22 protein-coding genes and 2 tRNA genes are annotated in these 24,122 nt (G+C 42.7%); 16 read left to right on the top strand and 8 right to left on the bottom strand.

Going from position 1 to position 24,122, the window contains the following annotated elements:
• From FE810_RS00565 to FE810_RS00540, 6 genes are all read right to left on the bottom strand, one after another.
• Positions 1–342, bottom strand: coding sequence for a GNAT family N-acetyltransferase (locus tag FE810_RS00565; protein WP_246036826.1), 342 nt, complete (start codon positions 340–342; stop codon positions 1–3).
• 212 nt (positions 343–554) lie between these two features.
• A complete protein-coding gene (fur, locus tag FE810_RS00560) occupies positions 555–998 on the bottom strand; it encodes a ferric iron uptake transcriptional regulator (protein ID WP_138318086.1) in 444 nt (147 codons plus the stop codon).
• Positions 999–1,171: 173 nt separating this feature from the next.
• On the bottom strand, positions 1,172–1,699 hold the full coding sequence (gene fldA, locus FE810_RS00555) for a flavodoxin FldA (RefSeq protein WP_138318085.1): 528 nt from the start codon (positions 1,697–1,699) through the stop codon (positions 1,172–1,174).
• 37 nt (positions 1,700–1,736) lie between these two features.
• On the bottom strand, positions 1,737–2,015 hold the full coding sequence (gene ybfE / locus FE810_RS00550) for a LexA regulated protein (RefSeq protein ID WP_138318084.1): 279 nt from the start codon (positions 2,013–2,015) through the stop codon (positions 1,737–1,739).
• A 6-nt stretch (positions 2,016–2,021) separates the two neighbouring features.
• Positions 2,022–2,243, bottom strand: coding sequence for a DUF2788 domain-containing protein (locus tag FE810_RS00545; protein ID WP_138318083.1), 222 nt, complete (start codon positions 2,241–2,243; stop codon positions 2,022–2,024).
• 85 nt (positions 2,244–2,328) lie between these two features.
• Positions 2,329–3,105, bottom strand: a complete 777-nt coding sequence (locus FE810_RS00540) for an alpha/beta fold hydrolase (protein ID WP_138318082.1) — start codon at positions 3,103–3,105, stop codon at positions 2,329–2,331.
• A 252-nt stretch (positions 3,106–3,357) separates the two neighbouring features.
• Here FE810_RS00540 and seqA point away from each other — a divergent pair, with 252 nt between their 5' ends.
• The 12 genes from seqA (at position 3,358) to FE810_RS00490 (ending at position 17,582) form a co-directional block, all read left to right on the top strand.
• Positions 3,358–3,939: a replication initiation negative regulator SeqA gene (gene seqA, locus FE810_RS00535; protein WP_138318081.1), complete on the top strand. Its 582-nt coding sequence runs from the start codon at positions 3,358–3,360 to the stop codon at positions 3,937–3,939.
• 37 nt (positions 3,940–3,976) lie between these two features.
• Positions 3,977–5,623 carry a phosphoglucomutase (alpha-D-glucose-1,6-bisphosphate-dependent) gene (gene pgm, locus FE810_RS00530; RefSeq protein WP_138318080.1) on the top strand — a complete coding sequence of 549 codons (1,647 nt, stop codon included), beginning with the start codon at positions 3,977–3,979 and terminating at the stop codon, positions 5,621–5,623.
• Positions 5,624–5,697: 74 nt separating this feature from the next.
• The gene (gene murI, locus FE810_RS00525; RefSeq protein WP_138318079.1) at positions 5,698–6,498 is read left to right on the top strand and encodes a glutamate racemase; all 801 of its coding nucleotides are present in this window, start codon (positions 5,698–5,700) and stop codon (positions 6,496–6,498) included.
• 238 nt (positions 6,499–6,736) lie between these two features.
• Complete coding sequence (locus tag FE810_RS00520; RefSeq protein ID WP_138318078.1) at positions 6,737–8,011, top strand: HlyD family secretion protein; 1,275 nt, start codon at positions 6,737–6,739, stop codon at positions 8,009–8,011.
• Positions 8,012–8,171: 160 nt separating this feature from the next.
• On the top strand, positions 8,172–8,348 hold the full coding sequence (locus FE810_RS17020; protein ID WP_171022169.1) for a hypothetical protein: 177 nt from the start codon (positions 8,172–8,174) through the stop codon (positions 8,346–8,348).
• A gap of 59 nt (positions 8,349–8,407) precedes the next feature.
• Positions 8,408–8,764, top strand: coding sequence for a hypothetical protein (locus FE810_RS17140; RefSeq protein WP_212744436.1), 357 nt, complete (start codon positions 8,408–8,410; stop codon positions 8,762–8,764).
• 204 nt (positions 8,765–8,968) lie between these two features.
• Entirely contained in the window at positions 8,969–11,119 is a 2,151-nt protein-coding gene (locus tag FE810_RS00515; RefSeq protein WP_138318077.1) for a peptidase domain-containing ABC transporter, read from the top strand.
• 77 nt (positions 11,120–11,196) lie between these two features.
• Positions 11,197–12,270, top strand: coding sequence for a succinylglutamate desuccinylase (gene astE / locus FE810_RS00510; protein WP_138318076.1), 1,074 nt, complete (start codon positions 11,197–11,199; stop codon positions 12,268–12,270).
• Between the two features lie 357 nt (positions 12,271–12,627).
• The gene (locus FE810_RS00505) at positions 12,628–13,809 is read left to right on the top strand and encodes a thiamine pyrophosphate-dependent dehydrogenase E1 component subunit alpha (protein ID WP_138318075.1); all 1,182 of its coding nucleotides are present in this window, start codon (positions 12,628–12,630) and stop codon (positions 13,807–13,809) included.
• A 3-nt stretch (positions 13,810–13,812) separates the two neighbouring features.
• Positions 13,813–14,790: an alpha-ketoacid dehydrogenase subunit beta gene (locus tag FE810_RS00500; RefSeq protein WP_138318074.1), complete on the top strand. Its 978-nt coding sequence runs from the start codon at positions 13,813–13,815 to the stop codon at positions 14,788–14,790.
• 9 nt (positions 14,791–14,799) lie between these two features.
• Positions 14,800–16,389, top strand: a complete 1,590-nt coding sequence (locus FE810_RS00495; RefSeq protein WP_138318073.1) for a dihydrolipoyllysine-residue acetyltransferase — start codon at positions 14,800–14,802, stop codon at positions 16,387–16,389.
• A gap of 218 nt (positions 16,390–16,607) precedes the next feature.
• The gene (locus tag FE810_RS00490) at positions 16,608–17,582 is read left to right on the top strand and encodes a transposase (RefSeq protein ID WP_138318072.1); all 975 of its coding nucleotides are present in this window, start codon (positions 16,608–16,610) and stop codon (positions 17,580–17,582) included.
• An 808-nt stretch (positions 17,583–18,390) separates the two neighbouring features.
• Here the strand turns inward: FE810_RS00490 and metG are convergent.
• On the bottom strand, positions 18,391–20,418 hold the full coding sequence (gene metG, locus FE810_RS00485) for a methionine--tRNA ligase (RefSeq protein ID WP_138318071.1): 2,028 nt from the start codon (positions 20,416–20,418) through the stop codon (positions 18,391–18,393).
• 182 nt (positions 20,419–20,600) lie between these two features.
• Here metG and apbC point away from each other — a divergent pair, with 182 nt between their 5' ends.
• Both apbC and dcd read left to right on the top strand, forming a co-directional pair.
• On the top strand, positions 20,601–21,656 hold the full coding sequence (gene apbC, locus FE810_RS00480; RefSeq protein WP_138318070.1) for an iron-sulfur cluster carrier protein ApbC: 1,056 nt from the start codon (positions 20,601–20,603) through the stop codon (positions 21,654–21,656).
• 3 nt (positions 21,657–21,659) lie between these two features.
• The gene (dcd, locus tag FE810_RS00475; RefSeq protein WP_138318069.1) at positions 21,660–22,247 is read left to right on the top strand and encodes a dCTP deaminase; all 588 of its coding nucleotides are present in this window, start codon (positions 21,660–21,662) and stop codon (positions 22,245–22,247) included.
• A gap of 99 nt (positions 22,248–22,346) precedes the next feature.
• Here dcd and FE810_RS00470 read toward each other — a convergent pair whose 3' ends face one another.
• On the bottom strand, positions 22,347–23,261 hold the full coding sequence (locus tag FE810_RS00470) for a gluconeogenesis factor YvcK family protein (RefSeq protein ID WP_138318068.1): 915 nt from the start codon (positions 23,259–23,261) through the stop codon (positions 22,347–22,349).
• A 547-nt stretch (positions 23,262–23,808) separates the two neighbouring features.
• On the opposite strand from FE810_RS00470, the gene FE810_RS00465 reads away from it, so the two are divergent.
• Positions 23,809–23,884, top strand: a tRNA-Ala gene (locus FE810_RS00465).
• 158 nt (positions 23,885–24,042) lie between these two features.
• Positions 24,043–24,118: transfer RNA gene (locus FE810_RS00460), tRNA-Glu, on the top strand.
• The last annotated feature ends 4 nt before the right edge of the window (positions 24,119–24,122 follow it).

The raw sequence follows: 24,122 nt of genomic DNA, 5'->3' as shown, positions 1-24,122 counted from the left end.
TTAAAGCTTCTTAACTAAACAATACGTGGTGTGGCCTTTTGGAAGGTCTGATAATTGGCCATATACGTGATAACCAAGCTTTTGGTAAAAGTGTTTTGCCTGGAAGTCGAGTGTTTCAGTGCGAACGTACTCAAAGCCATTGCTAGCAGCAAACTGCTCTGCAGCAAGCATTAATTTGGTGCCTATTCCTGTTCCTCGGGTTTCCGTACTGAGCCAGAGTAATTCAATCACGCAATAATTCCAAAATGCGTTGGCCCGGATCCCACCCTGTAGTTTTCCTTGGTCGTTTCTGGCAAATACTGCAAACTTAGTATCGGCTTCAAAGACAACGGGATCAGACAAATGCGTCTGATTAAATGATTGTATTCCTTAACTGATCGTTTTCAAATCTTGCTTAGACGGGGATGAAGTTATTTCGATTGTCATAAAATTATTCCGTCGTTAATGCCTTGCCCAAAGCGACCCAAAATTTTGATTTGTTGGTGAATAAATGCATTGAAAATATATTTTGGTAGATAAAAGAAAAGGACCTTTAGGTCCTTTTTCAGCAACGATTATTGATTAGATTTTCGATATGCTTCACAAGCGTCTTCATCTTCGCACTCGCCGTACAAGTACAGACTGTGGTTCGTTAGTTTGATTTTGTTTTTGTTGGCAATGTCGATTTGGCGTTGCTCGATGACATCGTCTTCAAACTCTACCACCTTCCCGCATTTTAAGCAGACTAGGTGGTCGTGATGAGCCTTGTGCGACAATTCAAAGACAGATTTACCACCTTCAAAATGATGACGGCTAACAATTCCAGCATCATCAAATTGGTTAAGCACCCGATAAACTGTTGCCAGGCCAATTTCTTCATGTTGCTCGAGAAGGATTTTGTAAACGTCCTCAGCACTAATGTGCTGGTTATCCGGATTTTGTAAAATGTCGAGAATTTTTACTCGCGGAAGCGTTACTTTTAATCCAGCCCTTTTTAGTTCTTCATTTTGTTCCGGCATGGAAAACCTGCTTTATTAAACGATAATTAATAGGAAATTATAGGGGCATTAACGAGAGGTTAAAACCCCTAAATTACAAATATTTAAAGGATTGCATTTATCTTCAACCAATTCCTGGCAAAGAAAAGCCCTGCAACCGCAGGGCTTTTTCGATAGATAATCGATTTATTGGATTAATCTAACAGTTCAGAAAGAGCCATTTCGTCATTTAATTGTGCGATCCAACCGTCCACACGCTCTTCTGTTAATTCTGGCTGACGGTCTTCGTCAAGGGCAAGACCGATGAAGTTATCGTCATCAACCAAACCTTTGGATGCTTCAAATTCATAACCATCAGTTGGCCAATGACCAACCAAGATCGCGCCTTTCGATTCCACGATATCACGCAACGGTCCCATTGCATCAACAAAGTACTCTGCGTAATCTTCTTGATCGCCAAGGCCAAAGATTGCAACCAACTTATCGGTGAAATCAATTTCTTCCAGTTCTGGTAAGAAGTCATCCCAATCACATTGATTTTCGCCATAGTACCAAGTAGGGATACCAAGGATTAGTAGATCGAATGCTGCGATATCTTCTTTACTGCTCTTGGCAATATCGCGCACATCTACGTTTTTCTTACCCAGTTTTTTCTGGATCATTTTGGCGACAGCTTCGGTATTACCTGTATCACTACCGAAAAATAGTCCAACAGTTGCCATGTTTTTAAAACCCTTAATTACTAAATTTAAATTTTATTTATGCGTCTTCTTGTAACGCTTGAGTCAATATGTTTTCAATCAACTCACTGCGGCTAATGCCTTGATCTTGTGCCATCTCATCCAATTGTTCGAACAATTGGTGATGGATTTTAAACTCTACTCGTTTCAAACCTTTATTTTTATCACGCTTAACTTGATTGCGTTTATTGATTTTTACCTGTACTTCCCGAGGAAAAGGGTTGGTTCGGGGACGCCCAGGGCGTTTTTCGTCAACAAACAAGTCAATAGTGGTCAGATCCGCTGCTTCTTTTGCCATACTATTTTAGCCGATTCCTCTAGTTTCCCAAACGAACTGAATAATGCCTTTGGCAATGAATCCAGCACAGCCTAGGAATAATACAAAATACACCACAAATTGGCCTTTTTTCGGGACGTTATTTTTTTTCATCACATCGTGAATCGACATCCCAATAAAGAAAAAAATAATGAGAAAAAATAAATTCAAACCTATGGTTTCAATTAATTCTAAATTTTCTGCCAGCATAATTCGCCCTTAAAAATCAGAGCGGCACTATAGCATATGCCTTAGGTAAATTACATCAGTGTCCAGTGAAAAATATTGTTAGATTTTAAACGTCATTTTTTTCAATAAAATGTTCTACAACGCGATTAAATTCGAGGGGTTTTTCGGCATGCAACCAGTGGCCAGTATCCTTAATCACCCGAGCTTTTGCATTGGGAAATAATTTGCCAATCGCGGCGCGGTATTCATTAACAATGTAATCAGAATTCTCGCCTTTAATGAACAACACTGGGCCTGAATATTGACAATCCTGGCGCACGGGTTTGGTAATGTGAAGGTAACTATCGGCGATATTGTCGATACTGGCCCGCCATTGGTAGCCGTGTTCTGACTTGACCAAATTTTTTAACAAAAACTGACGTACACCTAAAGTTGGTTCATATTCGGCAAGGATCTTGTCTGCATCTCGGCGTTGGCGAATCGATTCGACATTTATTGCCTTTAAACCAGCAATGATTTGATTGTGATGTGGCGGGTATGCCACCGGGGCGATATCCGCAACCACCAGACTTTTACAGCGGTTTGGCTGAGTTAATGCACATTGCATTGCAATTTTCCCGCCCATCGAGTGACCAACGAAGTGGCATTGCTCAATGTTGAGATGATCCATTAAATGAAAGACATCGTTTGCTAAATCATCATATTCCATCGAGTGATGGTGAAAAGAGTCACCATGATTGCGAACATCCACCTGGATGACATCACACTTTTCTTGTAACGCTTTAGCCAAATGGTTGAGATTATCCATGGCGCCAAACAGACCGTGGATCAGGATTACGGTAGCTCCGGCGCCGCCTCGTTGATAATTGAGTAGGGTTGTCATGATGCTCGTTTTACTCGTTGAATTGAAAATGAATAATCAAGTACATTACTCGACCTATATAAATCCCGATAATTTACACTAATTTCAGTTCAATAGGGTAGAGAGTTGATTATAAGCCAAGTATAATCTTTGAAATAATAAGAGTTAATCAGTGGCTTTAGGGTTGATTTCGTTCAAATATTGATCAAAAAGCTTGATTTCCATCTTTGAATTAAAGCCTGGGGCTCTCTAATTTTTAGCAGTGGTATTAAAATGAAAACAATTGAGATTGAAGACGAACTATATCAGTACATCGCGAGTAAAACGGAATTTATTGGCGAAAGTGCCTCAGATATCCTTCGCCGTCTATTGACAGAAAACGCAGAACTGTCAGCTGCGGCTGTTAAATCAAACCCTGTCGCAGAAGATACTGCAGTCACTGAAGATCCAGCATCACAACACGCAGTCGTTGAAGAATCCGAGAACGTTGTTCAGGAAGCGAAAACATTAACCAGCTGCCAGAATATTTTTGATTTAATTAACAAAGAAGAACTGGCAATGGAAAGAGGCGCCGTTGGCCGATTTTTAAATATCTTAGGCAACTTACATCGTGTTCACCCGAAACAATTTTCCGCAGTGTTGGATATTCGTGGTCGGGACCGATTATATTTCGCTCAAAGTGAAGCGGATTTGCTGGCAACAGGCAGTTCTTCCAAGCCAAAACAAATTCCAGATTCGGAGTACTGGGTAATAACCAACTCGAATACGACAAAGAAAAAGTTAATGCTAACGGATGTGGCTCAGGTGCTGGGCTACAACAACGAACAAGCTGAAAGCATTCGCGACTTTCTGTAATTATTCGCTTTCGCACTATCGTAAATAAGGAAATACCATGAGTGTTCACCCCCATGCAGGCAAACCCGCGCGTCCTCAGGATAGAATTAATATCGGTCGCTTAACGAGCGATTATTTTATGCTTAAACCTGACGTTAATGTTGCTGAGCAACGCGTTAGCTTTGGCACTTCAGGTCACCGTGGCAGCGCAACTAAAATTAGCTTTAACGAGCCGCATATTTTAGCCATTTGCCAAGCGGTTGCCGAATATCGTAATCAACAGGGGTTTACCGGGCCTTTATATTTAGGCAAGGATACGCACGCTCTATCTGAGCCGGCATTTGCCAACGCGATTAGCGTATTGATTGCAAATAATGTTCCTGTGGTTATTCAAGATGATGAAGGGTTTACGCCAACACCGGTGATTTCACGACTGATTATTGCCCATAACGATACCAGCGACACCCGCGCTGACGGGTTGATTATCACGCCTTCTCATAATCCGCCAACCGATGGTGGCATTAAATACAATCCCCCCCATGGTGGTCCGGCAGAAGGTGAGATTACTAAATTGATTGAGCAACGAGCCAATGAGCTTCTTGCCAGCAATTTACAAGATGTGAAGCATGTTTCATTGCAGGATGCGATGAACTCACCACTTTTGCAGCGTCAGGACTTTATCGGTTTTTACGTAAATGAATTGTCAAAAGTGATAAACCTGCAAGCCATTGCTGATGCAGGTGTGAAAATTGGTGTGGATCCACTGGGTGGTTCCGGTATTGCTTACTGGCCTAAAATTGCTGAACAATATGGCTTGGACATCACAGTAGTGAATCCGGTTGTTGATGCCAGCTTTGCATTTATGCCGTTAGATAAAGATGGCAAAATTCGCATGGATTGCTCTTCGCCGTATGCGATGGCAGGTCTGATCGCGATGAAGGATGATTTCGATGTTGCCCTTGGCAATGACCCTGATTTTGATCGCCACGGGATCGTGACTAAAACCGGTGGGTTAATGAACCCCAATCATTATCTGGCCGTTGCAATTAATTATCTGCTAACGCACCGCCAATGGCCTGCAACTGCAAAAATAGGCAAGACTCTGGTTTCTAGCTCATTGATAGATCGTCTGGCAGAGAAACTTCAGCGTCCACTGTCTGAAGTACCCGTTGGCTTTAAATGGTTTGTCGATGGTCTATGCGATAGTAGTTATGCGTTTGGTGGTGAAGAAAGCGCCGGTGCATCATTCTTAGCCCTTGATGGTAGCTGTTGGACTACGGATAAAGATGGATTTATTCTTGCTTTGCTTGCCGCAGAAATTTTAGCGGTCACAGGTAAAGACCCATATCAATGGTATTTAAGCCTGGCGGAAGAGCTCGGAACACCATGCTATGGACGCGTCGAAGCGGTGGCCACCACTGCGCAAAAAGCCGTATTAACCTCATTGAGCAAAGACGATATTGAACAAACCGACTTAGCCGGTGAAACGATCACGGATATTCTTTCACACGCACCGGGTAATGGTGCAGCGATTGGTGGTTTAAAAGTAGTGACCGAAAACGGCTGGTTTGCAGCACGTCCGTCGGGTACCGAAGAAATTTATAAAATCTACGCTGAGAGTTTTGTCTCTCAAGAACACCTTGAGGCGATTATTGCCGAAGCGCAAGTATTAGTCAGTGCGGTATTTACCAAGGCCGGCCTGTAAATTCACTGCGAGGTTCTAAACCATGTTTAGCGCCTCGCTCGTTATCTCTTCACGACTAACAACCGATTGCAATTATGGATAAGCATTCACCCATTGGTGTATTTGACTCTGGACTCGGTGGGTTATCCATTTGCCGGGCGATTCTTGATGCTTTGCCACAGGAGCACCTATTCTATTTTGCCGATACGGCAAACACACCCTATGGTAATAAATCTGATCGCTTTCTACTGCAACGTACGGAGCAAATTGTTGAGTTTTTTGTTCAGCAGGGGTGTAAGGCGATTGTCGTGGCCTGTAATACCGCAACCGTGCATTCCATTGCAAAACTCAGAGAACAATTTAAATTACCGGTTATTGGGGTTGAACCAGGAATAAAACCTGCTGGGAAAGCCACCAAGACGGGCAAGGTAGGGGTGTTGGCCACTCAGCAAACATTGGAAAGTCAGTCTTTTGCGCAATTAAAATTACTGGAATGTCCGGATGTTGATGTGATTGGGCAGGCGTGTCCAGATTTTGTCTCTTTGGTTGAAAGCGGCAGTTTTAATGATACCAAGGCGCAAGAAGCCGTATTTCGATATGTTCAACCGCTTATTGCACAGCAATGTGATCAAATCGTATTAGGATGTACCCATTTCTCTTTTTTATTGGAGCCAATATCTTTGTTAGTGGCTAACAAAGCCAATATTGTCGATACATCGATAGCGGTTGCTAAACAACTAGAGCGGCGTTTGCGACAAAATAACCTTTTAAACCCCGAGCAAAATAATCCAGCCATGAGCTTTTACAGCAGTGGCAGCCTAAATGATTCCCGCACGGCGCTCGCCAATTGCTGGCCCGATAAGTTGAACATTGCCCGCCAGTTAAACATTCAATAAACTCTTAAAGATAACGAGTTAAAAATTTTTCCTTCACTGAATTTCCTGTTTTGGTTACTTCCCTAGACAATTTTTCGTATCCGGTGACAACGAAAATTTAATCATCCTGCAGCGCACATGCCTTATTTTGTCTGTCTTTCGCTTGAAATTCAGTGTTCAGGTTATTTGCCGTTTGATTTTTAAATAACACAAACCATGCTGAAACCATAATTCATTGATAAATTACTCGGTTTGACGCATGGGGTTATTTCGCAAGGAAGTCCTGGAAAAGCAACAACATCGTTTGCAAGGAACTGTGGTGTTAACACAACCACTGTCGCTTTCTTTGTTGGTTACGGCCATAGTAATAATGTTTTTCTTAATCATTAGCTTTTTAGCTTTGGCTTCGTATTCGCGCAAGGAAACGGTTAGAGGCTACCTAAAGCCCGACAAAGGGGTGATAAAAACCTACGGACAATTAACTGGCTATGTGGATGAACTGTATGTCGAAGAAGGCGATACCGTCGCGCAAGGACAGCCATTACTCACACTATCTACGCGAGGGCAGTTTGGCTTCGGACAGTCAACAGAAACGGCAAACACAGATGACCAATTGGCACTCTCAGAGCGCCTTATTAACCGACTTAGCTCGCAAATACACTTATTAAATCTGGAAGCGGAACAATACCAAAGCCTCCAGAAAAAAGAGCTGCAAAGCTTGGAAAAACGCAATAGTGTACTTCGTGTTGAACAACAAGTGACTAAGCAACAGGCAGCGTTGCTGGAAAACAAATTTTCAATATTGGCTCATCGTCATCAGCAAATCGAAAGCTTGTTTAATCAAGGGTTTGTCTCTGACAGAGAAAAGCAAAGTCATCATCAGCAATTACTGGATTTAAAGCAAGAACGTCAGGGACTGAAAAGAATTCAGCTGCAACAACAGCGAGAATTGACTCGGATGGAGCTGGAATTAGACACAATTCCTGAGCAATACCAATTAAAAATCAGTGCACTGAATCGCCATCAAGCGGAACTGGAAAATCAACTTGGACAGATCCGCACCAACAATAAATACACAGTGCGCGCGAACCGCGATGGCATAGTGACGGGCTTGCAGGTCGTCGCGGGGGAGTCGGTAAGTCCGAATACGTTATTGTTAAGTTTGATACCGGAACACTCGGTATTGTTAGCAGAGCTATATCTACCCACTCGAAGTGCGGGTTTTATTACCTCAGGTCAAGCCACTAAGTTGCGATTTGATGCGTTTCCTTACCAACGTTTTGGCTTTATCAATGGAAAAATTATTCAGGTGGATCAAACCATTATTAAGCCTGCGGAATTATCAGCACCATTTTCCATCCGAGAGCCGGTTTACCGTATACGTGCGCAGCTGGACAGTCAAGGAATGCAAACCAATGACAGTCAATTTCCGCTGCGCAGTGGCATGTTGTTTCAAGCCGATATTATTTTAGAAAAACGCAGCCTAATGGCCTGGTTATTTGAACCCTTATTAGGCGCGGCGGAGAAACTTTAACATTCGGTGGTGATTGATTAGAAAAATTCTTCTGCATAAATACATGGAAAGGTGCAGAAAATACCATGGTTCGAAGCTTAATTTTGAATGGTGGTGCGACTCTGAGGAGCCGGAGCAGTAAAACATTCACATTTTTTTAAAACAAAAGGAGACGTTTTTTATGAAAGAGTTAAATTGTAGTGAAATCGCAGAAGTCAGTGGTGGCCACACTAAAAGCGAAGGTCAAATCGTAGGAGAGGCCATTTTGGCCACAGCGGCAGTGATTGTTGCTGGACCCACTATCGGAGCGTGGTTGATTCTGGGAGGGTTTATTATCAATAATGTTAGTGAGGCTTAACTAATTATTGAAAAAATTTGAAGGCATGTTTCATGCCTTTTTTCAAACGGAGCTAATAAATGCAATCCTTACTTAATATACTGAACGGTTCTGGTCTTAACTGCAGCCTTGAGCAAAATGAGGTTATTAAGATACAGCATTTCCCTCGGGAAAATATCTACATCGAAAGGCACAATGGAATATATAAAATCAAAAACGGCATCGTTCGACACATTTTTCTAGCCATACTACTTGGGTTTTTACTTATCTTTATGGAAGGAAACATAATTGGTCAGATTATCATTGCTCTACTTGCAATCTACAGTACAGTTCAGGCTATTAGAATAACGATTATTACATCGTCACTGCATGTCATATTGTCAACGTTTCAAGTTAGTGCGGCTGAAGTTAATTCCTCCGACGAATCTGAGATTTAATTTGTATTCAATTGTGGTTTGATTAACTTCCTGTTGTTGATCAAATCTCACAACAAGTGAGTACGTTTTCGATTTGAGTAACCAAACTTCCTTTTTACATAAAAACAAATGTTTATAACGGTTTATCGCGGGTGTGTAGTGATTATTATATTTCTAATCAACCGTATGATTATTTAAACCAGTCAACTGACTAAGGAGAGTCATATGACTGCAGCAGTATTAAATTTTTCTTTTGCTCGAAAAGTCCCAATGATTTTGCAAACGGAGATTGCGGAATGTGGGTTGGCCTGCATTGCTATGATCGCCAGCTATTTCGGCCACTCTTTAGATATGGCCGCTATTCGCCAGCGCCATTCAGCTGGCTCATCGGGTATGACATTACAACAAATGATTGGCCTTAGCGAGCAGCTGAATCTGTCGTGCCGAGCTTTGCAATGTCCTTTAAACGACATCCGCAAGCTCAAACTTCCATGTATATTGCATTGGGATATGAATCACTTTGTGGTGTTAACCCGTGTTACTCAGTCTGGGAAAAAGACCCTGTTTTATATCAACGACCCCGGGAAAGGTAACTGTCGACTAACACTGAAGGAATTTGAGCAACATTTTACTGGCATTTGTCTGGAATTAACGCCAACCGCGAATTTTGTACAAAAACAGGAAAAATCACGCCTTAGGTTTTATCAGCTTTGGTCGAAAAGTGCAGGTGTTTTGCCATCGATGGTGAAGCTAATTTTACTGTCGTTTTTACTACAGTTTTGCGCGTTACTCGCTCCGTATTATATGCAATGGGTTGTCGATGAAGTGCTTGTTAGTTTCGACCAATCTTTACTGATGATTCTCGGTCTTGGCTTTGCTCTGGTTGTTTTCCTTACCTGCATTCTTAATATTACCCGCTCCTGGATCATACTGAGACTTTCCAGTGCACTGAACTTACAAATGGGCGTAAATTTGATGGCACATTTACTGCGTCTGCCCATGTCCTTTTTTGAAGCTAGGCATATTGGTGATTTGGTTTCTCGGTTTGGAAGTTTGGCACAAATTCGTGAACGCATAACGACTGGGTTTGTTACGACGTTAGTGGATGGAATACTGTCGCTTGCGCTGCTGGTTATGATGTTCGCCTACTCGGTAAAGCTCACTTTTATTGTTATTAGCGTCGTCGCTCTTTATTCACTGATTCGTTTTAGCTTATATCGACCTTTGAAGCGAATTTCCGAGGAATTAATTCAAAGCTCTGCCAAAGAACAAAGTCATTTTTTGGAAACGGCTCGAGGAATGCAAACGGTAAAGTTATTTGCCCATGAATCCATTCGCCAGGATGCCTGGCAAAATAAATACGTCGATGTGATTAATCATGAAATACGTTTAGGGCGATTAAATATAGGCTTTGATACCTGCAATAAATTGTTATTTGGATTGGAAAATGTACTGGTGATATTCATTGCTGCGGGCATGGTTATGTCAACCACGTTGACCGTGGGGATGTTACTGGCATTTATCGCCTATAAAAATCAATTTACTGCAAGGGCAATGGAACTGATTGAACAGTTGATTCAATTTAAGATGATGCGATTGCACTTAGATAGAATCGCCGACATTGCGTTACATGAAGAAGAGAGGAATCGACAAGGTGAACGGCATTTGTCTGCACCAAAAGGAGAGTTAAAACTCGTTAATGTTAGCTTTAGTTACCAACAAAGTGGAAAAGCCGTTGAACCATTACTGAAAAATATTAATTTAACTGTCGCGGCAGGGGAGTCAATTGCGATAACAGGCCCGTCCGGGGTTGGTAAATCAACATTAATGAAAATCATGCTTGGTTTGTTACAACCAACATCTGGAAGTGTGCTTCACGATGGTCAGGATATCACCCAGATTGGCTTATTAAATTATCGCAGGCTTATCGCCGGAGTGCTTCAGGACGATACATTATTATCCGGTTCCATTGCTGATAATATATGCTTTTTTGACCCCAACCCTAATTTATTACGAATTGAACAGTGTGCCCGCGCGGCTTCTATTCATAACGAAATTGCAAAAATGACTATGGGGTACAACAGTGTGATCGCGGATATGGGAACAAGCTTATCGGGTGGGCAGATGCAAAGAATATTGCTTGCGCGGGCCCTTTATAAACAACCGGTTATTTTGTTCATGGATGAAGCGACAAGCCATCTCGATTGCACCAATGAAAAGCTGATCAGCGAGCAATTCTCGCTGTTGAAGATGACCCGAGTTACGATTGCTCATCGTCAGGAAACTCTGGATTGGGCTGAAACCTTGTATGAAATAAACGATGGTACGCTTTACCGCCATTCTAACGTACAGACAAAAATCACGGGCAACTCGTGATGATTTCAACAAATCTGCCTCGCTTAAAAGGTGCAAGGCCAGGCTTTTTCACCTAAAATGCCATTAACATTTTTTTGATGAACCGATGTAACGTGGCGGATTTTTCTCGACAATTATTGGAAAGCGGCGACTTTCTTTCTTTTACACGCGAACACCCTGAACAGATCGACCAGGCTTTTACGTTTTACCTGAACACTCAAACACAGCAAACTCAGGTGAGTGTCCTCGATACTGGCGTGATCTGCTTTGAGCCGGTAGATAAGAAAACCAAGCGCGACATAGTTTTGTCTTGTGGTGTGCATGGCAATGAAACGGCTCCGATAGAAATCTGTCAACAGCTCATTAAAGAGTTATTGCATGGGCAACTAACGTTGCGCCAGAGGGTGCTATTTCTTTTTGGTAATCCACCGGCGATTAATTTAGGAAGCCGCTTTGTTGAGGAAAACCTCAATCGTCTATTTAGTGGCGCCCATAGCGATGATGTTGGTCTGGTAAATCAGGAGCGCAGACGAGCAAAGGCGTTAGAAGATTATATCCGAGATTTTTTTGATCAAGGTGGAAATATCGGCGACGATCGCGAACGCCTTCACTATGATCTGCACACGGCAATACGAGGTTCTAAAAATGATAAGTTTGCCGTCTATCCGTTTAGTCATGGTAAACCTCGAAACAAACAACAACTGCAATTTCTCAATGCCAGTGGCGTAAATACTATATTGCTTTCGAATAGCCCAACAACGACGTTTAGTTATTTCTCGGTAAATGAGTGCTGTGCCCATGCATTCACGGTTGAGCTTGGAAAGGTCAGGCCATTTGGTGAAAATAATCCGGAAGATTTTAGCCAAATCAATAAAACATTGCGGGCGTTACTGTCAGAAGATACTCCTGATTTTGGTGAATTTAATATCACTGAACTAAACCTTTTTGAAATATATAAAACCATAAACCGAACACAAGAGAATTTTACGCTTAATTTCGCCGATGATGTCGAGAATTTTACCGATTTCCCTATCGGTTATGTACTTGCTAACGATGGTGATGTCACCCACGAAATTTCTCTGCCAGGTGAGGCAATCATCTTTCCTAATGCGGAAGTTGCATTGGGCCAGCGCGCTTTACTTACCGTAATTCCAGCCAAACTGACGGCCTGATTTATTCAGGCCTTCCCTTCAACTGTAAACCTTAATTTCCACTTACCTGACTCTTTACATGGCTAATTCATGCGGTTTATTGCAAGTAAAATTGGCGGATTGTAAAGTTCTGGCAATCCTTAAAAGGTGGAGTCACGCGGTCTGGAGTCGAATAAAGACTCTAATTTGCCGAAAGCCCGACTGGTAAGTACCAAGAAACTTACGTGTTATTGGGCAAAAAATAATAATCGTGGCCAGCAATTAAGTTAAAAATTACAAATACCTTTGCTGCATTGTTTCCAGGAGCCTGTGTTTTACGCTCCTTTAAAATAACTAAAACGTAAGCAATTGGATTAAGCCAGACAACAAGAGACACTTATGGATACAGAAATCTATAAATCGAGTCGTGAAGTGCATTGCGCCGATTTTATCGATGGTCATTCCATCGATATCCCAATTCTCAAAATTCTCAAACAGGACGGTAGTGTCTATCAAGGTTCGGATTTACCGGAGATTGATCAGAGCCTCGCCATCAAAATTTATCAAACGCTAGCGTTCCATCGTGTATTGGATGAGCGCATGATTGCGGCTCAACGCCAGGGGCGAGTGAGCTTTTACATGGCAGCACTCGGTGAAGAAGCAGCCAGTGTTGGCAGTGCAGCGGGGTTGCACGATGAAGATATGATCATGGCGCAATATCGAGAGCAAGGTGCGTTGATGTATCGTGGTTTCCGTTTAGAGCAATTCATGAACCAGATGTTTTCTAACGAGCTGGAGCTCGGGAAAGGCCGTCAAATGCCTATTCATTATGGTTCCGAAGAACTGCACTATATGACGATTTCTTCTCCGTTAGGTACTCAGATCCCACAAGCTGCAGGTTATGCTTATGGCCAAAAACTTCAGGGCAAAGAGCGTTGTACGATTTGTTATTTTGGTGAAGGTGCAGCCTCAGAAGGCGATTTTCATGCGGGATTGAATATGGCTGCAGTACACAAGGCGCCAGTGATTTTTTTCTGTCGAAACAATGGGTATGCCATCTCCACGCCGTCTAATGAACAATATAAAGGAAATGGTATCGCATCACGGGGTGTTGGTTATGGTATTAAAACGCTGCGTATCGATGGAAACGATATTCTGGCGGTGTTAAAAGCCACGCAGATGGCGCGTTCCTATGCGATAGAACACAACGAACCCGTGTTAATTGAGGCTATGTCATACCGTTTAGGTGCTCACTCGACTTCCGATGATCCAAGCGGTTATCGAACACGGGAAGAAGAGGCGAAATGGGCCGACCATGATCCAATTCTTCGCATGAAAAATTGGCTGTTAAGTCAAAACTGGTGGGATGAAGAGCAAGAAACGGCATTGTTCGAAAAACTTCGCGAAGATGTGCTTAATGCGGTGAAGGTGGCGGAGAAAATTGCCAAACCAGGCATCGAAGAGCTGGTAACGGATGTTTATGATCAACCAACGCCGGCGCTTGAAAAACAGCTTGAACAATTAAAAGAGCATATTCGCAAATACCCCGACGCCTATCCAATTACAGCAGGGAGATTTTAATCCATGGCGCAAATGAATTTATTACAAGCGATTAATAGCGCGCTGGATATTGCGATGGCTGAGAATGATTCTGCCGTCTGTTTTGGTGAAGACGTTGGTCATTTTGGTGGCGTCTTCCGTGCGACAAGTAACCTTCAGGAAAAATACGGTAAAGCGCGTTGTTTTAACACGCCTTTAACGGAGCAGGGGATTATCGGTTTTGCCAATGGTCTGGCGGCTCAAGGTAGTTTACCTATTGCCGAAATTCAGTTCGCAGATTATATCTTTCCTGCCTTTGACCAAATCGTTAATGAAACTGCCAAATTTCGTTATCGCAGTGGTAACGAATTTGATGTTGGCAAACTCACCATTCGCACGCCTTATGGCGGCGGCATTGCCGGCGGCTTATATCATAGCCAGTCGCCGGAGGCGTATTTTGCTCATACACCGGGCCTGAAAATTGTGGTTCCAAGAAATCCATACCAGGCTAAGGGGTTGTTGCTTGCATCGATTCGTGATGACAATCCAGTGGTTTTCTTTGAACCGAAAAAATTGTATCGCGCATCCGTTGGCGAAGTGCCTGAAGAAGATTATCAAATTCCTTTAGGTAAAGCCGAAGTTGTTACGCAAGGCTCCGATATCTCTTTGCTGGGTTGGGGAGCTCAGATGGATACTCTTGAAAAAGCGGCGAAAATGGCCGAAAAACAAGGTGTCTCTTGTGAAATTATTGATTTGCGCTCGATTTTACCTTGGGATGTGGAAACCGTTGCTAACTCTGTCATGAAAACAGGTCGGTTATTGATTAACCATGAGGCGCCTTTAACGGGTGGTTTTGCCGGGGAAATTGCCGCGACCATTCAATCAGAATGCTTTTTACATCTGGAATCGCCAATAACACGTGTGTGTGGTTTAGATACACCGTTTCCTTTGGCACATGAAAAAGAATATATGCCAGATGAATTAAAAACGTTTGAAGCCATTATGGCCTCAGTGAATTTCTAGGGGGTTGTGATGAGTATTGATTTTATCTTACCGGACATCGGTGAAGGGATCGTAGAGTGTGAGTTGGTCGAGTGGCTGGTAAATGAGGGAGATCGAATTGAAGAAGATCAACCCGTTGCTGATGTTATGACCGACAAAGCTTTAGTACAGATCCCGGCCATGTATTCTGGTGTCGTGGACAAGCTTTATTATAAGCAAGGTGATATTGCTAAAGTTCATTCGCCATTGTTTGCAATGACCCAGGAAGCTGATGACTCAAATGTTAATGCAGGTTCTGACAACATTAGTGATGTGCCGGCGATAGAGCCCGTAATCGCCAGTGATGTAGCGACTTCACCTTTGACGTTATCGTCGTCACACGTCGAAGACTTTATTCTGCCGGATATTGGTGAAGGGATTGTCGAATGTGAAATTGTAGAGTGGCTCGTCAATGAAGGCGATATTATTGAAGAAGATCAGGCCGTTGTCGATGTTATGACCGATAAAGCTCTGGTTCAAATTCCAGCTAAATATGCAGGGAAAGTCGTTAAACTTCATTATGGCAAGGGTGATATTGCAAAAGTACATTCGCCATTATTTGCCATTGAACATCAAGAGTCTGTTGGTGCTGCGATAGGCTCTGAACCGACTGCCGACGCTAAACCTGCTGCTAAGGTCGACAATACCTCGGTAGCATCTGCTGCAAATGGCAAAGTGACACAAGGTAAAGCCTTGGCAAGTCCTGCCGTTCGCCGTGTTGCCCGTGAAATGTCGGTTGATATTCAATTGGTGCAGGGGAGTGGGCCGAAAGGGCGAGTGTTTAAACAAGATGTTGTTAAGTTTGCTCAAAGTGGCGGGGAAGTAACAGCCTCCGTTGCGGCTGAATCTCAGGAAAGTTTCTCTGGGAAAAACGGGAATACTCGTGTTGAACCGATCCGAGGGGTAAAAGCTGCAATGGCCAGAGCCATGACCGCATCGGTTACTACAATTCCGCACTTTACTTATTGTGAAGAGATTGATTTGACGGATTTGATTGCATTGCGCAAGTCGGTAAAAGACGAATATGCCAGGCAAGATATTAAGTTAACGATGATGCCGTTCTTTATTAAGGCTATGTCATTGGCCCTTAAAGAATTTCCGCTAATGAATACACAACCCAATGATGATTGTACGGAATTAACTTATTTTGATGATCACAATATTGGTATGGCGGTCGATTCCAAGATTGGTTTGTTAGTGCCGAATGTGAAACAGGTGCAGAGTAAATCGATTGTTGATGTAGCTAAAGAAGTCACGCGTTTAACTAAAGATGCCCGTGAAGGTCGAGTTTCTTCGTCCGATTTAAAAGGTGGTACTATCAGTATCTCCAATATCGGTGCATTAGGTGGTACGGTTGCAACCCCGATTATCAATAAACCAGAGGTGGCCATTGTTGCATTAGGTAAGGTGCAAACTTTGCCAAGATTTGATAGCAATGGTGACGTTCAGGCTCGCTCTATTATGCAAGTCAGTTGGTCCGGAGACCATCGGATTATTGATGGCGGGACAATTGCTCGATTCAATAATTTATGGAAGTCATTCCTGGAAAATCCAAACTTAATGCTTATGCATATGAGCTAGTAGTATTGCATGCAGAGCCCGCTAACGCGGGCTTTTCTTTATATAGACACCCATCCTATCGTACTGTGTTTGACTATTGAGACACCCAACTTAGCACTTGTGCTACCAAGACACCCACGCTTAAATCTAATCAATTCTATTTCCATTAAAAAAATGACTGGCACCGTTTTCATGCAAAGCTATTCTCAAATTATATTTAAATTCCAAGGAGCGGAATTGTGCCAACACCCAGAAATCGGCAGATTTGCCTTCAAGCAACAGCTTATTATCATTGTGTTAGCCGCTGTGTGCGTCGAGCATTTTTGTGCGGAAACGACAAATTTACTAATAAAAGTTTTGAACACAGGCGCGAATGGGTTGAACGGCGACTACTATTCCTATCTGAAATTTTTTGTATCGATATTTGCGCGTATGCAGTCATGACAAACCATTGCCATATTGTTCTGCATGTCGATAAAAGCAAAGCTGATGCATTAGATGACATAGAGGTAATCAATCGTTGGCATAGGGTGTGTAAAGGTACGTTAATTACCCAGCAATATATCGAAGATGGGCATATTTCGGAATCATTTGCTTCAACGCTCAACGATACCATCAAAACCTATCGGAATCGGTTATTTGATATCAGCTGGTTTATGCGATTATTAAATGAACCAATTGCCAGGATGGCAAACGCTGAAGATGAGTGCACAGGACGATTCTGGGAAGGCCGTTTTTCGAGTCAAGCTTTATTAGACGAAGCCGCTCTGGCTGCCTGTATGAGCTATGTTGATCTAAATCCGTTAAGGGCCGGTTTAGCCCAAACGCCAGAAACATCATTGTATACAAGTATTCGTAGGCGAGTTTCGTCAGCTTTGAAAGGTGAGCAACCTAAGCCTTTGATTAAGTTTGTCGGCGACATAAATCAAGATATGGCTCCAGGCTTGCCGTATAAATTCGAAGATTACTTAAATTTAGTGGATCTCACTAGTAGGGTGATCAGAGACAAGAATAGTGGATATTTAGACAACGATGTGCCGAAAATTCTGACACGTTTAAACATTTCATCAAGTAATTGGCTGAGTCTGGCGACTCGGTTCGAGTTTCACTTCAAAGGACCTGTGGGAAATAACGTATCTCTGACTCATCTTTGTGAAATTCAAAACCGAGAAAGGCGGAGCAATATTTGCGCTAGTACAAGATTTTTTAAGTAAACATGTTGTGATTCTATTAGGCCATATTAACCTTTAAGATGAATCTGATAGGACAATGAAGAAACAAAGTTGTTTTTACAGTTATCATTTCTGCATTCTCTGAGCCTACGAAATTTATTATAAATCGTGAATCATTGACATGGCTCCATAATACTCTAAGAATTTCAGTCAGGTTGCGAATGATTTGAGCTTCGATGGCCTTTAATCCATTTCTTGGTTTTTAGATTTGGTTAGATGTTTTGCCGTTACATAGGAGTAATTAATTACTGCGATTTTCTTAACATTACAAGCGGACCTGTTAGTGAAAATGTGCAATAGAGGTAAATATAAACACCGAGCGCATATTTGACTTTGATAGTTCCTTTTTCAATAAACGCTTTTCTTTATCCTTTAATACTTTTACGTGACTTAACCGTCTTGTAAAACTATAAACACCCTGTCTTAAGGCATGATTTCAGTCTTATTCTTATTTTAACAATTGGTCAGCTTCTTGGCCGTCTCTACCGGAATCGCCAATAGTCGTTAATATGGGTGTCTTGATTTCGGTTGATAAGCAAACGAGGTCTGAATGCAGCTATGTAGCCATTTATTGTATGGATAGGCGTTAACTACCTTTTCCAAATCACAGTCAATTATTAACATGGGTGTCTCGATAGGTAAGGGGGGAGCTATGCTAAATCGATACTAAGGTTTGCTTATCGTGGGTGTCTTGATAATAAGGGGCGTGAGATATGCTAGGGTGAAATTGATAACAACGCATAAAAAAGGGACCTGAAAAACAGGTCCCTGTGTATATTTCGATTGTCGATTACATGACGCGCATGCCAGGCTCGGCGCCATTGTCTGGGTTTAAGATAAAGATATCTTTACCACCAGGACCTGCAGCAATGATCATGCCTTCGGACATGCCAAAGCGCATTTTTCGTGGTGCTAGGTTGGCAACCACAACGGTCAATTTACCTATCAAGTCTTCTGGCTGATAAGCCGATTTGATGCCAGCAAAAATTTGACGGGTTTCACCACCCAAATCAACTTCAATGCGTAGTAACTTATCAGCCTTTTCAACGTGTTCAGCGGTTACGATTTTTGCCACTCGCAAATCGACTTTTGCGAAATCATCAAAGCTGATTTCATCTGCAATTGGGTCATCAGCTAACGGCCCCGTTACCGGTTGTTGGGCTTGAGCCGCTAAATTTTCTTTTGAATCTTCAACCATAGCGTTGATTTTATCCATTTCTACGCGTTGCAATAACGCTTTAAATTTGTTGATCTTGTGATTGCTCAACAGTGCCTTATGGCCTTCCCAGCTAAGCTCATCATTTAGAAACTGAGCAGATTTTTCTGCAAGAGCAGGGATGACGGGCTTTAAATAAATCATCAAAATACGGAACAGGTTGATGCCTAAAGAACAGATCTCCTGAACTTCCTGTTGCTTGTTTTCATCTTTGATTAACTGCCATGGCTCTTTTACAGCAATGTATTCATTGACTTTATCCGCTAGCGCCATGATTTCACGCATGGCACGACCAAACTCACGATTTTCATAGTGAGCGGCAATACTATCACCCGCGTGCATAACTTCGTCAGCTAACGCTTGGTCTGCTGGGTTTGCGATCAAAATCCCATCGAATTTCTTCGTCACGAAACTGGCACAACGTGATGCGATATTTACGAGTTTTCCGACGAGGTCAGAATTTACTCGTTGCGCAAAATCTTCGAGGTTCAAATCCAAATCATCGATACGACTGGTGAGTTTTGCGGCAAAATAATAACGCAGATATTCTGGATTCAAATGATCTAAATAGGTGCGACCTTTAATAAAGGTGCCCTTGGATTTAGACATCTTAGTGCCATTAACGGTCACGAAACCATGGGCATATACCGATGTTGGTTGGCGATAATTCGCGCCTTCTAACATGGCCGGCCAGAACAAGCTGTGGAAGTAGATGATGTCTTTACCAATGAAATGGTAAAGCTCAGCTTCAGAGTCTTTTTCCCAAAACTCATCAAAATTGATGCCCTGTTTGTCACACAGGTTTTTAAAGCTGCCCATATAACCAATCGGGGCATCTAGCCAAACATAGAAAAACTTACCTGGTGCATCTGGGATCTCGAAGCCAAAATATGGGGCATCTCGGGAGATATCCCACTGTTGCAAACCTTGCTCAAACCATTCAGCGAGTTTGTTCGCCATCTCTTCCTGCAATGAACCGCTGCGGGTCCAGTCTTTAAGCATTTGCTCAAACGCAGGCAAATCAAAGAAGTAATGCTCAGAATCTTTCAGTACTGGTGTCGCACCAGAAACCACACTAATTGGGTTGATTAGATCGGTTGGTGAGTAGGTCGCGCCACAATTGTCGCAGTTATCACCGTTTTGGTCTTCACTCTTACATTTCGGACAAGTCCCTTTTACGAAACGATCCGGCAAAAACATTTCTTTTTCGGGATCGAAAAGCTGTGAAATAGTACGGCGTTTAATATGGCCATTAGCATCCAGACGACGATAGATTTCTTCGGCAAATGCTCGGTTTTCATCGCTGTGGGTTGAATGGTAATTATCAAATTCGATATTGAAATCGGCAAAATCCGCCATATGCTCTTGACGAACCTGCTCGATCATTGCTTCTGGCGCTATTCCAAGCTGCTGAGCTTTTAGCATGATTGGCGTGCCATGGGCATCATCCGCACAGACATAATACGTTTCGTGACCACGCATTTTTTGGAAACGCACCCAAATATCGGTTTGGATGTATTCAAGAAGATGCCCTAAATGGATTGGACCATTGGCATATGGAAGTGCACTGGTGACAAGGATTTTACGTTTATTACTCGACATTGTCCGAATTTAAATTTTTAATGGTAATCGTGGCAGCGATAGTACAAAATTTGCGGCTTTTTTTCATTAATAATTATCGATATTGATGAAAAAGCCACTTATTATGAAGCAAAGCGTTAATTTATTGTATTGAGCCGCAGGTATTCGTACCTAAATGCACCCTATTGCAAGAAGGTGGAGAAATGGAAGAAGAAATCCGCAGTTATATAAAGCAATACCGCAGCAAGTGTTTTCCGTTTGGTTTATTGAACGTATTGACAAAGCTAAACGTTACTGAAAATTCGAATGGCTACCTTGTCGATGTCTGCTTGGCATTTCCTTGTTTTACACAATTAAAACTTGCCATAGAAAAGATGGCTGAAGATCTCGATGTTAATCTTGATCTGAAAGCGAACGTCCAGGTGGAAGCTGTCAGGCAGCATAATATTAGTGGTGTTAAAAACATTATTGCGATTGCATCGGGTAAAGGCGGCGTCGGCAAATCGACGACTGCGGTTAATATCGCCTTGGCATTGCAAGAAGAGGGGGCCAGAGTTGGAATACTTGATGCCGATATTTATGGTCCTTCAATACCGACAATGCTTGGCATTGGCGATCAAAAGCCAGGTTCGGAAGATGGTAAACGTATGTTGCCATTAAATGGCTTGGGTCTGTCGGCAATGTCGATTGGATTCTTAGTTCCGGATTCTCAGGCCAGCATCTGGCGTGGTCCCATGGCTAGTACGGCATTTACGCAGTTATTAAATGAAACCGCCTGGGATGACCTCGATTATTTGTTGATTGATATGCCACCGGGTACCGGGGATATCCAATTAACGCTGGCACAAAAAGTTCCAGTTGCTGCCGCTTGTATGATCACCACGCCGCAAGATATCGCTTTGATCGATGTGCGCAAAGGGATCAGCATGTTTGATAAAGTTCAGGTGCCTGTTTTAGGTGTCGTCGAAAATATGAGCTATCACATTTGTAGCAATTGTGGGCACGAGTCACATATTTTTGGCCAGGGTGGGGCAGAGCACCTAGCCGGTGAAAGAGAGATCGAGTTACTTGGGCAAATCCCTTTGGATCTTGAGGTTCGTCAGGGGGCCGATCATGGTAATTCACCAGTATTTGCCGATATAGATAGTGACATTAGCCAAATCTACCGTAGAATAGCCACAAACATTGTAAGCGATTTGTATTATCAACTGGATTGGCGCAGTCCTGCGACTGCCAATTTGAGCATTATAGAAGAATAAGCCATGAGACTTTGTGATAAAGATATTGAAGCCCTATTAGAGGCTGGAAAAATTTGTATTGAACCTCGCCCTGACTCAAGCATGATTTCCGGCGTGAGTGTGGATATTTGCCTAGGCAATAAATTCCGCGTTTTTGAAGATCATACGGCGCCATATATTGATCTCAGTGGTCCGAAAGCGGAAGTTCAAGACGCGATGAACACCTTAATGAGTGATGAAATCCATATTTCTGATGGCGATGCATTCTTTTTGCACCCTGGAGAACTGGCGCTTGCTGTGACCCATGAGTCGGTAACATTGCCTGCGGATATCGTTGGCTGGTTAGACGGTCGTTCGTCATTAGCCCGTCTCGGTTTAATGGTCCATGTTACCGCCCACCGCATCGATCCGGGTTGGTCTGGCCAAATCGTTCTGGAATTTTTTAACTCAGGTAAATTGCCATTGGCGCTACGACCTAAGATGAAAATCGCGGCGCTGAATTTTGAAACCATGTCTGGTGAAGCGATCCGTCCATATAACAAACGTGATGATGCTAAATATAAAGATCAAAAAGGCGCAGTCGCGAGCCGTATTAGTCAGGACGACGCATAATCTCAACTGCGTTAGTTTATCATTGCGACAGCGCCATTAAAAAAGCCCGGAGCACACAATGTCCCGGGCTTTTTGATCGTGTCTGATGAATTGCCTTAGCTAGCCATTGACTACATCGGATGATGCAAAGGATAGTTTGCCTGCACAGTCTTCAAGTGCCGCTAATAACAGCTTTTTATCGTGATAGTCCCCTTGCTCGGCATCATTTAACGCTCTGCAAACAACATTTACCTTACTCGATGTTGCCTCACTATCCGGAGTGATGACCGTATCGATTGGTAAGCAACCCAAATTACTTTCAAGCCAATTTAATTTATCATCTAACAAAAGTTTGCCAGCTGGGCTGTCTTCCTGATTAATATTATCAATAAATACACATTGCCCAGTTCGCCTTTCAATGGCGTTACGCAGGTCATTGACCAGTAGTGGCGGTACCACACTGGTAAGAAAGCTACCCGGACCAAGGATAATTAAATCCGCATTTTCGATGGCAATCAAGCACTCAGGAATGGATTTGACCAACGGCGCTAACATCAGTTTGTTAGGCATTGACGGCATATCATCAACAGAAATCTCACCTACCTTACATCGACCGTGTTCATAAAAGGCGAGTAAGTCGGTTGGTGTTTCAGACATTGGATAGACCTTCGTTTTAACACGCAACAATCTGGAAATCAGATTAATGGAATCGAGCGGTCGACTTTGGATCTCATTTAAACCAAATAAAATAAGGTTGCCAAGATTATGCCCACCGAGTTCATCGTTGCCGTCAAAGCGGAAATTGAATAATTGGTTGCCAACGGATTCGGGTTCGACCAATTGGGTTAGGCAGTTACGTAAGTCACCCCAGGCAATAGAGCTGGTTCGCTTTCTAAGTTTTCCGGTAGAACCACCGTTATCGGTTGTCGCGACAATGCCAGTTAATTGATCGCCCAGGAAGGATAGGGTAGAGAGGACTCGTCCAAGGCCATGGCCACCGCCGATGGCAACTACATTTAATTTTTGTAAGCGCATAAATCTTCAGTTACCTCTGGAGCCAAGAATACTGCGCAAAATAAGACCGGCGGAGAAAAATAATAATTAAGGTTTTTGCATACATAGTTATAGGAGCTATATCAGACCTTCACAAGAAAATTGTCTTTTTTGTTTGCGTGGTTACGTATTTGCGCATTGCCATTGTAGCGATAATCCGATGAGGATTTCTACCTATATATGTGCGGCTTTGCATTATAGCGATACATTTAGCTTATATTGCAGGGGGATAGACCCTGCAAAATTGGTGAGTTAGCCCATGTCATTGCTGCAACGTACAATGAGACTTCAAAAATTCATGATCTGTTGGTTAAAAAACTCGAATTACTGAGGTTTTGATCTGCTAAAATAGCCGCCGATATCGATAGGGCCAACCAAAAAAACAACAAAGCGATGAATTAATAATCGCTTAACCCCATTTTTTGTTATTTTTACGTTTTTATACAAAAAAACTGTTGACTCTGATGGGCACCCTGCTTAGAATTCGCCTCGCTTTCAACGAGTAAGGTCGCTCAAGGAAGCAGGTTCTGGGGCTATAGCTCAGCTGGGAGAGCGCTTCGCTGGCAGCGAAGAGGTCTGCGGTTCGATCCCGCATAGCTCCACCAGAATTCTTACGGTTTGGTTTTCCAAGCCAATGACTTTGGCAAAAGTCAAATCAGATTGATAAAACAATCTGTAGAAGGTGAATTTAAGATTCGAAGTGTCTTATTTTCTTATGCGGATATACTTAGTAGGTCAATTTGATTTATTAAATATTTTTTGCGTCCCCTTCGTCTAGAGGCCTAGGACACCGCCCTTTCACGGCGGTAACAGGGGTTCGAATCCCCTAGGGGACGCCACTTC

This window comes from Thalassotalea litorea (assembly GCF_005843925.1).
GTDB lineage: Bacteria > Pseudomonadota > Gammaproteobacteria > Enterobacterales > Alteromonadaceae > Thalassotalea_A > Thalassotalea_A litorea_A.
Note: the sequence above shows the minus strand (reverse complement) of the source record. Positions and strands in the feature narration are given on the sequence as shown.

Coding starts and splice junctions, on each gene's coding strand:
- fur (WP_138318086.1), bottom strand. CDS start 998: ATGCCGGAACAAAATGAAGAACTAAAAAGGGCTGGATTAAAAGTAACG.
- fldA (WP_138318085.1), bottom strand. CDS start 1,699: ATGGCAACTGTTGGACTATTTTTCGGTAGTGATACAGGTAATACCGAA.
- ybfE (WP_138318084.1), bottom strand. CDS start 2,015: ATGGCAAAAGAAGCAGCGGATCTGACCACTATTGACTTGTTTGTTGAC.
- FE810_RS00545 (WP_138318083.1), bottom strand. CDS start 2,243: ATGCTGGCAGAAAATTTAGAATTAATTGAAACCATAGGTTTGAATTTA.
- FE810_RS00540 (WP_138318082.1), bottom strand. CDS start 3,105: ATGACAACCCTACTCAATTATCAACGAGGCGGCGCCGGAGCTACCGTA.
- seqA (WP_138318081.1), top strand. CDS start 3,358: ATGAAAACAATTGAGATTGAAGACGAACTATATCAGTACATCGCGAGT.
- pgm (WP_138318080.1), top strand. CDS start 3,977: ATGAGTGTTCACCCCCATGCAGGCAAACCCGCGCGTCCTCAGGATAGA.
- murI (WP_138318079.1), top strand. CDS start 5,698: ATGGATAAGCATTCACCCATTGGTGTATTTGACTCTGGACTCGGTGGG.
- FE810_RS00520 (WP_138318078.1), top strand. CDS start 6,737: ATGGGGTTATTTCGCAAGGAAGTCCTGGAAAAGCAACAACATCGTTTG.
- FE810_RS17020 (WP_171022169.1), top strand. CDS start 8,172: ATGAAAGAGTTAAATTGTAGTGAAATCGCAGAAGTCAGTGGTGGCCAC.
- FE810_RS17140 (WP_212744436.1), top strand. CDS start 8,408: ATGCAATCCTTACTTAATATACTGAACGGTTCTGGTCTTAACTGCAGC.
- FE810_RS00515 (WP_138318077.1), top strand. CDS start 8,969: ATGACTGCAGCAGTATTAAATTTTTCTTTTGCTCGAAAAGTCCCAATG.
- astE (WP_138318076.1), top strand. CDS start 11,197: ATGAACCGATGTAACGTGGCGGATTTTTCTCGACAATTATTGGAAAGC.
- FE810_RS00505 (WP_138318075.1), top strand. CDS start 12,628: ATGGATACAGAAATCTATAAATCGAGTCGTGAAGTGCATTGCGCCGAT.
- FE810_RS00500 (WP_138318074.1), top strand. CDS start 13,813: ATGGCGCAAATGAATTTATTACAAGCGATTAATAGCGCGCTGGATATT.
- FE810_RS00495 (WP_138318073.1), top strand. CDS start 14,800: ATGAGTATTGATTTTATCTTACCGGACATCGGTGAAGGGATCGTAGAG.
- metG (WP_138318071.1), bottom strand. CDS start 20,418: ATGTCGAGTAATAAACGTAAAATCCTTGTCACCAGTGCACTTCCATAT.
- apbC (WP_138318070.1), top strand. CDS start 20,601: ATGGAAGAAGAAATCCGCAGTTATATAAAGCAATACCGCAGCAAGTGT.
- dcd (WP_138318069.1), top strand. CDS start 21,660: ATGAGACTTTGTGATAAAGATATTGAAGCCCTATTAGAGGCTGGAAAA.
- FE810_RS00470 (WP_138318068.1), bottom strand. CDS start 23,261: ATGCGCTTACAAAAATTAAATGTAGTTGCCATCGGCGGTGGCCATGGC.